This window comes from Maribacter cobaltidurans (assembly GCF_002269385.1).
In the GTDB taxonomy this organism is placed as follows: domain Bacteria; phylum Bacteroidota; class Bacteroidia; order Flavobacteriales; family Flavobacteriaceae; genus Maribacter; species Maribacter cobaltidurans.
In genome coordinates this window covers 3,795,363-3,807,705 of sequence record NZ_CP022957.1, presented here as the reverse complement: position 1 = coordinate 3,807,705, position 12,343 = coordinate 3,795,363, and the positions used below count along the sequence as shown (strand labels likewise).

The 12,343-nt window shown below is 39.7% G+C and carries 13 protein-coding genes and 1 pseudogene; 6 read left to right on the top strand and 8 right to left on the bottom strand.

The window, feature by feature from the left end; translation table 11 throughout:
- Positions 1 to 63: 63 nt before the first annotated feature.
- From CJ263_RS17020 to CJ263_RS17005, 4 genes are all read right to left on the bottom strand, one after another.
- Positions 64 to 768, bottom strand: a complete 705-nt coding sequence (locus tag CJ263_RS17020; protein ID WP_094998367.1) for a hypothetical protein — start codon at positions 766 to 768, stop codon at positions 64 to 66.
- 89 nt (positions 769 to 857) lie between these two features.
- On the bottom strand, positions 858 to 1,799 hold the full coding sequence (locus tag CJ263_RS17015; protein ID WP_094998366.1) for a helix-turn-helix transcriptional regulator: 942 nt from the start codon (positions 1,797 to 1,799) through the stop codon (positions 858 to 860).
- 144 nt (positions 1,800 to 1,943) lie between these two features.
- Positions 1,944 to 3,077: a M23 family metallopeptidase gene (locus tag CJ263_RS17010; protein WP_094998365.1), complete on the bottom strand. Its 1,134-nt coding sequence runs from the start codon at positions 3,075 to 3,077 to the stop codon at positions 1,944 to 1,946.
- Positions 3,078 to 3,147: 70 nt separating this feature from the next.
- Positions 3,148 to 3,978, bottom strand: a complete 831-nt coding sequence (locus CJ263_RS17005; protein WP_094998364.1) for an alpha/beta fold hydrolase — start codon at positions 3,976 to 3,978, stop codon at positions 3,148 to 3,150.
- Between the two features lie 104 nt (positions 3,979 to 4,082).
- On the opposite strand from CJ263_RS17005, the gene CJ263_RS17000 reads away from it, so the two are divergent.
- Together CJ263_RS17000 and CJ263_RS16995 are read left to right on the top strand one after the other, a co-directional pair.
- Entirely contained in the window at positions 4,083 to 4,685 is a 603-nt protein-coding gene (locus CJ263_RS17000) for an FMN-binding negative transcriptional regulator (protein WP_094998363.1), read from the top strand.
- Between the two features lie 6 nt (positions 4,686 to 4,691).
- Entirely contained in the window at positions 4,692 to 6,056 is a 1,365-nt protein-coding gene (locus CJ263_RS16995) for a glycoside hydrolase family 113 (protein ID WP_158657188.1), read from the top strand.
- A gap of 64 nt (positions 6,057 to 6,120) precedes the next feature.
- Here the strand turns inward: CJ263_RS16995 and CJ263_RS16990 are convergent.
- Positions 6,121 to 6,516, bottom strand: a pseudogene (locus tag CJ263_RS16990) (zinc-binding dehydrogenase); the annotation flags it as partial.
- Between the two features lie 126 nt (positions 6,517 to 6,642).
- Here CJ263_RS16990 and CJ263_RS16985 point away from each other — a divergent pair.
- Positions 6,643 to 7,134: a DoxX family protein gene (locus CJ263_RS16985; protein WP_094998361.1), complete on the top strand. Its 492-nt coding sequence runs from the start codon at positions 6,643 to 6,645 to the stop codon at positions 7,132 to 7,134.
- On the opposite strand, the gene CJ263_RS16980 is transcribed toward CJ263_RS16985, so the two are convergent.
- A complete protein-coding gene (locus tag CJ263_RS16980; protein WP_094998360.1) occupies positions 7,135 to 9,294 on the bottom strand; it encodes a TonB-dependent receptor in 2,160 nt (719 codons plus the stop codon).
- Between the two features lie 214 nt (positions 9,295 to 9,508).
- Here CJ263_RS16980 and CJ263_RS16975 point away from each other — a divergent pair, with 214 nt between their 5' ends.
- Both CJ263_RS16975 and CJ263_RS16970 read left to right on the top strand, forming a co-directional pair.
- Complete coding sequence (locus CJ263_RS16975; RefSeq protein ID WP_094998359.1) at positions 9,509 to 9,925, top strand: DUF2141 domain-containing protein; 417 nt, start codon at positions 9,509 to 9,511, stop codon at positions 9,923 to 9,925.
- Between the two features lie 112 nt (positions 9,926 to 10,037).
- Positions 10,038 to 10,388 carry an iron chaperone gene (locus CJ263_RS16970; protein WP_229702462.1) on the top strand — a complete coding sequence of 117 codons (351 nt, stop codon included), beginning with the start codon at positions 10,038 to 10,040 and terminating at the stop codon, positions 10,386 to 10,388.
- A gap of 22 nt (positions 10,389 to 10,410) precedes the next feature.
- Here the strand turns inward: CJ263_RS16970 and CJ263_RS16965 are convergent, their stop codons facing one another.
- Entirely contained in the window at positions 10,411 to 10,890 is a 480-nt protein-coding gene (locus CJ263_RS16965) for a Dps family protein (protein WP_094999286.1), read from the bottom strand.
- A gap of 122 nt (positions 10,891 to 11,012) precedes the next feature.
- On the opposite strand from CJ263_RS16965, the gene CJ263_RS16960 reads away from it, so the two are divergent.
- Positions 11,013 to 11,951 carry a hydrogen peroxide-inducible genes activator gene (locus CJ263_RS16960; RefSeq protein ID WP_094998357.1) on the top strand — a complete coding sequence of 313 codons (939 nt, stop codon included), beginning with the start codon at positions 11,013 to 11,015 and terminating at the stop codon, positions 11,949 to 11,951.
- Between the two features lie 84 nt (positions 11,952 to 12,035).
- Here CJ263_RS16960 and CJ263_RS16955 read toward each other — a convergent pair whose 3' ends face one another.
- On the bottom strand, positions 12,036 to 12,233 hold the full coding sequence (locus tag CJ263_RS16955; protein WP_094998356.1) for a hypothetical protein: 198 nt from the start codon (positions 12,231 to 12,233) through the stop codon (positions 12,036 to 12,038).
- Between the last annotated feature and the right edge of the window lie 110 nt (positions 12,234 to 12,343).

Sequence of the window (12,343 nt, the reverse complement as noted above, 5' to 3'; positions counted from 1 at the left end):
TCCTATAAAAAATTAATATCGGCAAATTGCATGTGTAATTTGTGGCTTCATATTATTGGAAAATTACTGTAAAACAGTATGGCAAAAGCTTCGCCACCAATCGGCCTCACCAAAATAATCCCATAGCAAGAGTACTATTAAGGAGGTAATGGCAACCAAAACATAGGGCGAATAAATTCTCTTTTCCTTTCTAAAATCGGCATAAATCAAAATACAGAGCACAAGAATAATCAGCCCACTGGCAAGATACACGCATTGGTTAAACGAAATGGGGGTTGGATAACCATATGCGACCAGCATGGGGAAATATAGAAGCCTTGCCAAAGCGGGAAGCATGACCCAAAAGGTGCTCGAAAATAAGTATCGGGCGTGCAGGTCTACATCTTTCTTTTTTAAAATCGCCATAACCACGGAATAGGAGAATCCAAACACAAAAACAAAATCGGCAAATACAAAGCTATATCGGAGGTTTTCCGAAATATTCTCCAACTTTAGATTGTTGGGAATAATCTGCAGGGCTGAAAAAACCACACCTCCTGCCAAAAATAATCCGATAGTTCCCAAAATACGGTGCAGGTTCATATTGGACCTTTGGTATAAGTAAGGCTGAACGATTAACAAAACATACCAGGCCGTAGCGGATAGTCCGTGCAGGTGCTGTTGAAAACTGGCCTCTTTGAAGGTGCTCCAATAGGAAAAGTAAAAACCTAAAAAGGCAATTAAAAAGGGAATGGTTAACCAAAGATGTGCCTTTTGAAACTTTTTCATTACAACTTCTTTTGCAACAGCAAGATAGAAGTTAGTCTGGCCTATTTTTTATTGATAAAAGACCGATGTATATTGGTAGAAGACACTTTTTATTTGGTTGCCGATGGCAATTCCCCAAAATATTTTTTATAGGTAGCGGAGAAGTTGGAAGGATGTGAATATCCCAGTTCCCGACTTATTTCCGAGGCAGTGCGATGATTGGTCAATAGTTCTTCCCGGGCATATTCCATACGTATTTTGGTCTTATACTGTTGTGGGGCACTTCCAAAAAGTTGTTTGAACAAGGTCTTGAATTTTGTATTGCTCATATTCGCAATGGCCGCAAGTTCATTTATAGAGGGGTAGGATTCGGCCAATGGGTCCCTAAGATATATGGAAGCAGCAAATAAATTTTTCACATCATCCGTATGTAACTCATTATGTGTTCTGGATTGGGCATGCAAACTAAGTTTTCTAATAAAAAGATGCATAAAATGTAGCACATGGGAATGACAGGCCATTTTATCATCAATACTGCCCAAAGCCTTGTACAGTGCTGTTTCCAGGGTAGTATCTAAGTCCTCGTAAATGATGTTCTTGGATAAATCTATAATAGATTTCCAATCATCAAAATACGTATCGAGGAAGGAACGATGAAAATGGACCGAAGCAAGCTCCATTTCTATATTGGGAGGTAGGAGCGTTTCAATTTCCAAACCAGCACCATAGAGCAATATACCGATGGGGAGGTGTTTTTGAAAGGCAATGTTCTCGTCATTGGCCTTTTTGTTCTGTTGTGTATTGGATAAATTGATATGAATAAGTAACCATTCAGAACCCTGGGGATTAACGGATTTCATTTGTATGGGAGTTTTGAAAAAGGACTTTTTAAAATGATAAAATTCCATTTGGCCGGGAAACTCCAGAAACCGCATGCCCCTACCCCCACCGATGGAAGGGTGAAGCATGTACTCCCCTTCCCGAAACTCCAGCTTAAAATAATGTTCAAACTGGCTTTTTAAATTCTGGGTGATATTTAGTTCTACGAGCAAGAAGTTTAAATATTAAGTGTTTTTACCATATTTACCTCCAATATACCATAAATCCTAATCATTAAATTACACTATATAATTGCTATGTTTAAATTTTCCATGTAGTAGGGTCCTGCCTCTATAAGTCATTGTAACACCAAAAAACTACAAAGGTTTTAAAAGGCTTCTATGGATATAGGCCCGTTGGCCGTTTTGCAAACGAACATGCCCCCAATTTTGGGTGTGCCCCAATATGTTTAAAGTATCGTTTCGCTGCACTGAACCAATTTTTAACCCTTTGGAGGTAGGCGATTGTCGAAGATTTGCCACCGATCCGGACACTACCGCTCGTGCATCCTTGGGCTGGGTAATGGAATTAATGGAAATGGAATCCGTCCGTTTTATGAAAGGTAGCGGATTCACGGCGCCTCTTCCACTGGCATACACACCAAAATGAAGATGTGGAGCGGTTGTCCGCGCGTTACCGGAATTTCCTACCAGCCCCAAAGTGTCCCCCCTTTTAACCCGACTTCCTCCTTGTACCAATATGCTATCCAAGTGCGCATAATAAACCGATTTGCCAAACAAACTTTCCCGAAGCCAAACCTGCTTTCCTCCCAATCCACGGTTTCCAGTAAAGGTAATCCTACCTTCTTTTACGGCCACCACGGGAGTTCCTCTAGGCGCAAAGATGTCCACGCCTTCATGGCTTCTCGCCCCGCCATCGCGCTCCGCACCCCAAAAACTGCGAATGGCGCTATAATCTTTGCCAGCCACCGGAAAGCCAAAGGATGGTGAAGTATATAGTATTAAATCTATACTTCCAGTAAACCCTATGGTAGGTTGTACCACAAGAAGATATTTGCCAGTAGTCCCGACTTGATATTCAAGGTTCTTGGTTGCTGGGTCATTGCTTTTGATAACATCGCTCGTAGTCAAGCTATCCGAATGGATTTTTAAAAGATCCAGAAAAACGGGTTGCGAAATGGTATCCGTTTCCGCTTGCACATACAACAAACTTCCTTCCTCCAGAAGGAAGCGGTACCCCACCGTACGATTTTGCCAAGAATCCCTAATTCCCCTTTCCGCATACGGTAATTCAATGGTTAAACTGTCAAGTAAGGCTTGTTCAAAGGCACGTTGCCAGTTCTTGAAACCTTGGGAATCTTCCTCGAAATTGCGCCTATACAATTCCCTGGCAGTAGGATCTGTAACCACATCGGTAATTCTCCGTACCTGTTTACAGGTCACCAATGCGATTCCTATCAAAAGGAAGAGAAAAATACGGCCAAATTTCATGCTATAAATGGATTTAAAACAAAAATCGAACCCTTTTTAGGGTCCGATTTATGAAAATATATACGGATCTTTATTTCTTCAGAAAAGAAATCAAGATATCGTTCAATTCCTTAGAATGCGTAACGTTGAGACCATGGGGTGCTCCTTTGATTACCTCATAGGTACTGTCTGAAATTCCCTTGGCCGCCTGTTCCGCAGAGGTCTCAATGGGTACGGTTTCATCCGCATCGCCATGAACCACCAAGGTAGGAACGTTTACATTTTTGAGTTCGGGTCTAAAGTCGGTGTGCATCCATGCCAAGGCTGTTTGTATGGTAGCTCGTGGTGATGCGTGGGAAGCAATGATGAAATCATATTCCAACTGTCCTTCGCTTACCTTGTTCTTATTATCATCGTAATTGTAAAAGCCTTTATGGAAGTTCTTTAAGAAGCCTACACGGTCCTTTTGCAGACCTTCCTTAATATTGTCCAATACGTTTTCGGGTACCCCCGCCGGATTATCATCCTTTTTCTTGACCAACGGAATTATAGAACTGATCAAGGCCGCTTTCGCTATTTTCTTGCTTCCATAATCCGTTAAATATCGGACCACTTCGCCGCCTCCCATGGAGAATCCGACAATTACAACATTATCCAATTCCAAGCCTTCAATAAGGGTATCCAAATCGCTCGCCAATGCGGAATAGTCATAATCTCCCCAAGGGGCCGAGGAAATTCCAAAACCTCTACGGTCATAGGAAATACAACGGTATCCTTCTTCAACGATTTTCCAAACCTGGTGCTCCCAGGATTTTCGACTCAGGGGCCATCCGTGAATTAGAATCACCGGTTGTCCTTCTCCATAGTCCTCATAGAATATATCAACAGCTTCTTTTGCTTTTTTATTTGTTATAAATGGCATCTTAATTTTTTTTTAGTTCCCTTGAATATACCTTTCCATTCTAAAACACCTTGACGCTTTTAATTTGATTGTTACCTGAATCCATGTTTTGCTAACTTTACATTATGTATACTCCCAACCATTATAAAAATGAGGACATTTCCCAGGTGCGGGATTTCATAGAAAACAACGGTTTTGGAATCTTGATCAATCAGGTCGATGGAAAACACTGGGCCACCCATATTCCTATGGAATTGGTTACCGATACACATGGAACCGATTTTTTGGTTAGCCATATTTCCAAAGCCAATCCGCAATGGAAAAGTTTTAATGACAGTGATGAAGTGCTTTGCATTTTTAATGGACCACATAGTTATGTTTCCTCCTCCTGGTATACCGATGAGGAAGTACCCACCTGGAATTATATTGCCGTACATGTATATGGACTCATTACGATTTTAACCGAAGAAGAAGTTCTGGCCTCCATGCACAAGCTAGTGGACAAATACGAAAGTGATTCCAAACATCCCATTTCATTGCACGATATGTCCGATAAAACCATGGCGCAGATTAGGGGCGTTGTGGGATTTAAGATAAGGATAACGGATATCCAGGCTACTTATAAGCTTTCCCAGGGAAGGGAAAAGGACCATGCCAAGATTATATCTGAGCTTAAAGAACGTGATGCGGGTGCAAAGGCCATAGCCACTAAGATGGAAGAAAAATAAAGGAGAATGAAAAAGAGGGTCAAACATCTTTTGTTTCTTTACCTAGTGTTATGGGTAGTAACCTTGGTATACTTCCTTATCCGATTTTCCAGACGTAATGGTAGCTTTTCAGAATATGTTTCCTTTTTCCTAGATCTGGCCTCACGAAAGTTTATCCTTATTGGCTTTCATATTCTTTTTATACTTTTTGGCCTACTCTATTTTGTAATCGTCCATTTTATAAAGGTGGGGCAAAAAAAGGGAAGCGCTACGGCATGGCGGCAGTTCTCACTATGTTTTATAATGCCTTTGGTATTTCTAATCGTTGGATTTAAGACCGTGGTCTATATTAACGCCTACGAGGGACACAATTTTCAGTGGGACCATACTGCCATAAACAAAACGGGCAGGGCAAACCATTTTTATGAAACGGACGGCAAGCAACGAGGCGCAAGTGTTTTTGGTTGGTCCGAGGATAATACCGAGGCTATTGACCAATTGATACGGGCGAACGTGGAGTGGGTGGCGATCATTCCATTTTTACATCAGGAAAATGAAACCGTCTCACAAATGGAAATCCCCGATGCTTCGGAAACCTATAGCAGAAGGGATTCAAGTTTTATAAAGGCCATCAACGATCTGCACAAAAACGGCTTGCATGTACATCTTAAGCCCCATTTATGGATGAGCGAAGGTTGGCGTGCCAACATTAAATTAAAGAACAAAACCGAATGGGACCAATGGTTTGAATCATACCGATCAAATATGCTAAGGTACGCCAGAATTGCACAGGAAACCAATACGGAGCTTTTTTGCATTGGGACGGAATTGAGGACTTCCATAAAAAATCAGCCTGAAAAATGGGAGCAGCTGATCAAAGAGATTCGCGCCATTTACGACGGTGAATTAACGTATGCCGCCAATTGGCACGATGAATACGAACATATAGATTTCTGGGACCAGTTGGACTATATTGGTATCCAAGCCTATTTTCCGCTGACCAAGGAAAAACTACCAAACTTGGAAAGCATAGAGAAAGGTTGGGACAAGCACCTAAAGGTTTTGGAAGCGGTACACAAAAAATACAATAAGCCCATTCTTTTTACGGAAGTGGGCTATAAAAGCACCCCGGATGCCACCATAAAACCGTGGGAATGGGGTTCGTATTTTAGCACGCTGACCGAAAAGAAGTCGGATATGACGCAGCAGTTGGCCTATGAAGCCATGTTCAGAAAAAATTGGAATCAACCTTGGTTTGCCGGACTTTATATCTGGCAATGGCAAAACAGGAGTACTGCTGAGGAGGCCCAAACCGATATTGATTTTTCACCCCGCTACAAGCCCGCCGAAAACGTCATCGCGAAGTGGTTTGGCACACCTCCCAATAATTGAAAGTGATTTTATAATCTAAAAAGCACAGCATTGCAGCGGCAATTTGATTGCTTCCAAAAAAATATCAACTGTCCTTGAGCGATTTCATATCGATTACAAATCGGTATTTAACATCGGACTTCTGAAGTCGGTCATACGCGTCATTGATATCCTGGATGTTGATCATTTCTATATCGCAAACCACATTGTGCTTCCCACAAAATTCGAGCATTTCCTGGGTTTCCTTAATACCCCCTATCAAAGATCCGGCAATACTTTTTCTGCCCATTATCAATCCGCCACCATGAAGTGGGTCCAAAGGTTCCGCCGCTCCTACGATAACCATATTTGCATCACGTTTTAGCAAGTTGACATAAGGGTTCATATCATGTCCTACCGGAATGGTATTCAATAAGAAATCAAAACTGCCTATAGGTTTATTTATTTCATAACCGTTATTGGAAATTAGCACCCAATCAGCTTTTTGTGGAAAACTTCAAGCTTCCCACAAAATATCTCACTCATCCCGATAATTGAAATATTTTTTGAAAATTTGGTTTTTCTTTAAGAAAATTCCAATCTTTAAACGGGTAGAAAGGTTTTGATTATGGTTCACCTTTTAAGTTTTTTTAAATACTTACTTAGGCCATTTAAGGCAGATGGATTCTTGCCCAATCTTTTTCTGCTATTGCCTAGAATTATAACAGGTGCCCTATTGGCTTTTGTATATGCCCCTGACAAGTTTGGAACTCCTTGGACACCGGAATATATGCAATTATCCCTATTTGAGGTATCCAGTACATTTGTTGATTATATAGCATTTCACGGATATCCTTTTGATGTTTTGCCCAAGTTTTTTGCTTGGTCCATTGGCTTTATGGAAGCCTTTGGAGGTCTTTTGTTAATTGTAGGTTTAAACACGCGCATGACCTCATTTTTTGTTTTCCTAACCATGTTTATGGGTATATTTTTTAGGATTTGGGACGGCTCATGGGATGTCCTTCCCGTTTTCTTTTTCTTCTGCATAGGGCTCTTTTTTATGGGCTTTGGAGGTGGAAAATATAGCTTGGACCATTATATATCCAAGCGATACTTCTAGTTAAAGATTATCCAATTGGTTGCTTTTTTTATCCTGGCTGATGGTCCAAAAGAATCCCACAAAGAAGAATGTATCCGCGTTGGGTCGTATGGTCCTTCGCTCATAAGTCCCCATGTCATTTGGCGTATTGGCGTATTGATATCCATTCACATTATTAAATCCGGCTACATTACTTATGGAAAAGTATAAGATTTTTTGTTGTGATAATAGATAGGCCCAGTTTACACTAAGATTATTATAAGCCTTTGCCTTTTGGCTCTGGAACTCCATTTTATTAGGGTCGTTGTACATTCTCCCAGACCCATAATTGTAAGAAATGCCTACCTGAGAGCGCAAATCCTCTATCCAGTACTTTGTGACCAAGGACAAACTATGCTTAGGAGCAAAATTAGGAGTTGCCTTTTCCTTAAAATTCCTGTAGTTCCTTTGTGTATCCAAAAAGGAATAGGATACCCAATAATCAAGGTTGCCAATGCTTTTATTATCTCTCCAAAAGATATCCAAACCAGAAGCATATCCCCCACCGCTATTGTTGAAAATTGAATTGAACTGTGGCATTTCGGTATCGAACTTTACCAATTGGTCATAATTCTTGTAGTATGCCTCTGCCCTAAAAGTTTTCCCATTATCCAAAAACTGATAATTTAATATATAGTGAGAGGTCTTTTCGGTTTCCAAGTTTTGGTCAAATTTTAAGTATTCAGTCCACGGATTCTGGTAAAAATCTCCATAGGCCAACGAAAATTGCCCTTTCTCACTACTCTTATAGGCCAAGGCCATTCTTGGTGAAAAGGTAATCTGATCAAGAAGATTGCTTTTCTCTAAACGGCCACCGAGTTTCATCGCAAATTGATTGCTTAAGTAAATATCCGTTTCGGCAAATCCGCTAAAAAGATGATCCTTAAAACCATAGGAAAAAACATCGGCATTGGAATCCGTATACTGTTCGTCAAATTGCTGATTGAAATATTCCGCTCCAAACATTAATTGAAATCTATTGCTGAATTTTTTGCCCAACTTGGTCTTTAAGTGTGCGGCCACTTCTTTGGAATCAATGGAATTTTCTAGGATATCCACATTGTTTTTATCTATAGAAATACTAGCTCCGGAAGTAAGGGTCCACTCATTTTCAAAATAGTTTTTATATGAACTGTTCAAATAGAAATTGTTGTTTTTTAAACCATAGGGTACGTATTCCTCAAAATTGATATCCTGTTGTTCCACCTCTACATTGGAATGGTTGAAACCGGTATAAAATTTAAACATACTACTTTCGCCCTGACTGCGAAATACCGCTTCTCCTGCAACGGATTCGTAAGGTTTGTTCCAACGCATATCCTGGTCGGATAGTACCAAGAATTGATATGGGCCCAAATTCGTATAACTTGTGTTTATGGAAAGGGACTTCTTCCCCCAAATTTCGGTATGACCAAGACCCGCACCTACAGACATTATGGAAATATCCGTTTTTTCCTGATCAGGAATATCCGTAGTATTCAAAAGCAGCACACTGGATAACGCTTGTCCGTATTCGGCTGAATATCCCCCCGTGCTAAAGGTAATTCCCTTAAAAAGAAATGGGGAGAACCTGCCTCGGGTGGGCATATTGTTCGTAGTAGCGTTAAAAGGTTGAAACACACGTAATCCATCTATAAAAACCTGGGTCTCTCCCGCAGCACCTCCCCTAACGAACAATCGCCCATCTTCATTTACGGTGCTTGTCCCTGGTAACGTCCTTAAAGCAGCGACAAAATCACCTGCTGTGCCTGCGGTGGTAACAATATCCAAAGGTTTTAGAACAGATGCCTTGGAGTTATCGCCCGCCTTAAAACTTCCTGCCGTCAAGGTGACACCGGTCAACTCATTAAGTGCTTCATACAGTGTGATTTCAAGGTTATTTAAATAAGTTACATCCCCGGCTTGTGAAAACGGTTCAAAGGAAAGCATGGAAACCAATAAGTTTTGTGTGCCCGTCTCAGTGGTCTCAAAGCTAAAATATCCTTGGGCATCCGTGGAGGCCCCATCATAGGTGCCTTCCAAATAGACATTTGCGCCTTCTATTGGTTTTTTTGCGGCATCCGTTACGATTCCCGAAACAACGGTTTGGGCAAATGTTCCCGTGGCGATTAAAAGAATGATAAATAGATTAATTTTTTTCATGTTGTTTTCCTTGATTGATTACACCACAAAACTCTTTGAATGACACACGGTATAAAATTCCTTGTAACCGAATTGTAGAATTTATAACCTGAATTGATACGATTTTTGAACATTACATTTCACTCCATACATTCCACAGTTCGGTATTTTCATTTTTAAAAAAAGACAGTGTTCATTGAAATTTGAAGCAACAAATAACTTTAAAACCTTACACATGAAAAGATTAGGAATTATTTTAGGATTAGTATTTACTAGCATGATCATGCAAGCGCAAGATCAAGAAGGAGTCACCGTTACTGTAACCATTGAAAATGTATTATCTGATGAGGGACAAATTATTGGTTCACTGCATACAGCGGACACCTTTATGAAGGCACCAGGTGTCCAAAATAAAAGCAAGGATGCATCTATAGGGAAAGTAACCCTTACCTTCCCCAATGTTAAGCCGGGTACTTTTGCATTGATGTTGATGCATGATAAAAACGGTAACCAGCGTATGGATTTTGAACCTTCTGGGATGCCCAAAGAAAGCTATGCCACTTCCGGGGATATGGCCTTTGGACCTCCAAGTTTTGACGGATCAAAGTTTGAAGTTGCGGATAAGGACCTTGAATTTAGGGTACGTTTCTAAAAGAAGCATCAATAACAAAAGATAACGGCTCCCTTTTTAGGGAGCCGTTATCTTTTTGATTCTAATTTTCTACTTTTATTTCTCAACCAAGATTCTTTTTTATATGTCAAAAATGATAAAAGCAGTCAATTTTGAGGAATATAGTTCCCATTTTCCAGCGGAGATTCAGAAGAAATTACATCTACTAAAAAAGTTGGTAAAAGAAACAGCCCCAGAAGCCGTGGAGGGTATAAGTTATGGGATGCCGGCCTACAAATTAAAGGGGAAGCCATTGGTATATTTTGCGGCACAAAAGAATCATTTCGGGTTCTATGCCACTCCTTCTGTGCATGCCGCGTTTGAGGCGGAATTAGCGGGTTACAAAAGAGGGAAAGGTTCCGTACAGTTTCCCTTTAATGAGGAACTACCATTGGAGGTCATAAAAAAAATGGTCAGTTTCAAAGTGAAGGAACTAAGTAACTGACCATTTTTTTATCTGTAAGTTTTTAGATTTCCTCTGCCAACCAAGCTTTCATCATCCAGACCGTTTTTTCCTGTTCCGTGATAAAATCGCTCATCATTGAATTGGTACCTTCATCATTGGCTTCGTCCGAGGCATTCAAGATTCCCCTTTCAATAGTCAAAAGTTCCTTCAGTGAATCCACGATAAGACGAATGGCATCATCGTCTTTAGTGATATTTTTACCCACGGGAACCGATGCGCTTTCTATATAATCCTCAAAAGTATGTAAAGGCACGCCTCCCAGTGTAAGAATACGTTCGGCAATCATATCTACTTTTAAATTGGCGTCCGTGTAAAGTTCTTCAAACTTTAGGTGCAGGTCAAAAAATCGTTTCCCCTTGATATTCCAATGTATTCCCCTTAAGTTTTGATAATACCTTTGAAAATTGGCCAAAAGTAAATTTAGCTCCTTACTAATAATTTGTGATTTATCGGTTTCTAAACCTATGCTATTTAGTTTCATCTCTTTGTATTTATATGTTCCTAAGTAAATTATAAATTTCATTATAAAGATATCAAATAAACCTGACGTCGATTATAAGATTTATTGATAGTTTTGATAACTTTATAGTTAAAATCATTCACATGACCATTACACAGTTGCGCTATGTTCTTGCTGTAGCAGAATATAAGAATTTTACACTTGCAGCCGAGAAAAGTTTCGTTACCCAACCAACTTTAAGTATGCAGGTTCAAAAACTTGAGGATGAATTGGATATCCAAATATTTGATCGAGGAAAAAAACCTATTTCCGTTACCGATGTAGGCGAAAAAATTGTAGCCCAAGCCAAAAATATTGTCAACGAAGCTAATAGGATAAAGGACATCGTAGATCAGGAAAAAGGATTTATAGGTGGAGACTTTACCTTGGGCATAATACCTACGATTATGCCTACACTCTTACCCATGTTTCTTAAAACTTTCATCACCAAATACCCTAAGGTCAACCTCATCATAAAGGAGCAAAATACAGAGAACCTTATTGAAAATTTAAAGGACGGACATTTGGATGCAGCTATCGCGGCTACACCTTTGGAAGAAGATGATATCATTGAACGTCCACTTTATTACGAACCCTTTGTAGGCTACGTACCCAAAAATCATAGATTGGGAACTTATGATACTCTTGAAGTGGAAGACTTGGATGTCACCGATATTCTTTTGTTGCAGGATGGGCACTGTTTTCGGGAAGGCGTTTTGAATCTCTGTAAGGCTCCTAAAAAATTAGGTGGTGATCATTTCCAATTACAGAGCGGTAGTTTTGAGACTTTGATCAATCTGTCCAATGAAGGACTTGGAATGACCCTTCTCCCATTTTTGAATACTTTGGAATTGGAAGACGAAAAAAAGGAAAACTTAAAATATTTTAAAGAACCATCCCCAGCCAGGGAGGTAAGTCTTATTTATCATAAAAGTGAACTAAAAATACAGATTACGGAGGCTCTTAGGGATGTTATCTCCTCCGTTGTAAGAGGTGCGATTGCATTTCAGGATGTAAAGATTATCAGTCCCTTAGGGAAGTAAGGTGTCACTTTCCTTTTAAACAATAAATCATACCAACAATTGGAATTGGTAAATTAAAAAAGCCACTTTGCAGTGGCTTTTAACTTATGATTTTAAGTACATTAAACTTTGTTGAAGTTCCGGTTTGTCCACTATAAAAGTTTCTAACCAAGCTTTTAATTCCTCTACCTCTTCAGGTAGTAATCGTACAAGTGCCTTTTTGAGTTCCTTGTAGAATAATTTTGCATCAAAACTAACCTTTTGTAGTACAGTTTTACTGTACTCCAACATTGTTCTTTTCATGTAAACACGTTTTTAAATTAGTTGTTGTGTAAATTTAAACCCTAAATAGGATATAATATTGTAGCCAAAAAGTTAAAATCAATTAAATAATGTTAAACCGATTCTTAAGT

Excerpts from the sequence above, each read along its gene's own strand:
- CJ263_RS16995 (WP_158657188.1), top strand. The coding sequence starts at position 4,692 with ATGAAAAAGAGGGTCAAACATCTTTTGTTTCTTTACCTAGTGTTATGG.
- CJ263_RS16970 (WP_229702462.1), top strand. The coding sequence starts at position 10,038 with ATGATAAAAGCAGTCAATTTTGAGGAATATAGTTCCCATTTTCCAGCG.
- CJ263_RS16960 (WP_094998357.1), top strand. The coding sequence starts at position 11,013 with ATGACCATTACACAGTTGCGCTATGTTCTTGCTGTAGCAGAATATAAG.
- CJ263_RS16985 (WP_094998361.1), top strand. The coding sequence starts at position 6,643 with ATGGTTCACCTTTTAAGTTTTTTTAAATACTTACTTAGGCCATTTAAG.
- CJ263_RS16980 (WP_094998360.1), bottom strand. The coding sequence starts at position 9,294 with ATGAAAAAAATTAATCTATTTATCATTCTTTTAATCGCCACGGGAACA.
- CJ263_RS16955 (WP_094998356.1), bottom strand. The coding sequence starts at position 12,233 with ATGAAAAGAACAATGTTGGAGTACAGTAAAACTGTACTACAAAAGGTT.
- CJ263_RS16965 (WP_094999286.1), bottom strand. The coding sequence starts at position 10,890 with ATGAAACTAAATAGCATAGGTTTAGAAACCGATAAATCACAAATTATT.
- CJ263_RS16975 (WP_094998359.1), top strand. The coding sequence starts at position 9,509 with ATGAAAAGATTAGGAATTATTTTAGGATTAGTATTTACTAGCATGATC.
- CJ263_RS17020 (WP_094998367.1), bottom strand. The coding sequence starts at position 768 with ATGAAAAAGTTTCAAAAGGCACATCTTTGGTTAACCATTCCCTTTTTA.
- CJ263_RS17000 (WP_094998363.1), top strand. The coding sequence starts at position 4,083 with ATGTATACTCCCAACCATTATAAAAATGAGGACATTTCCCAGGTGCGG.
- CJ263_RS17010 (WP_094998365.1), bottom strand. The coding sequence starts at position 3,077 with ATGAAATTTGGCCGTATTTTTCTCTTCCTTTTGATAGGAATCGCATTG.
- CJ263_RS17005 (WP_094998364.1), bottom strand. The coding sequence starts at position 3,978 with ATGCCATTTATAACAAATAAAAAAGCAAAAGAAGCTGTTGATATATTC.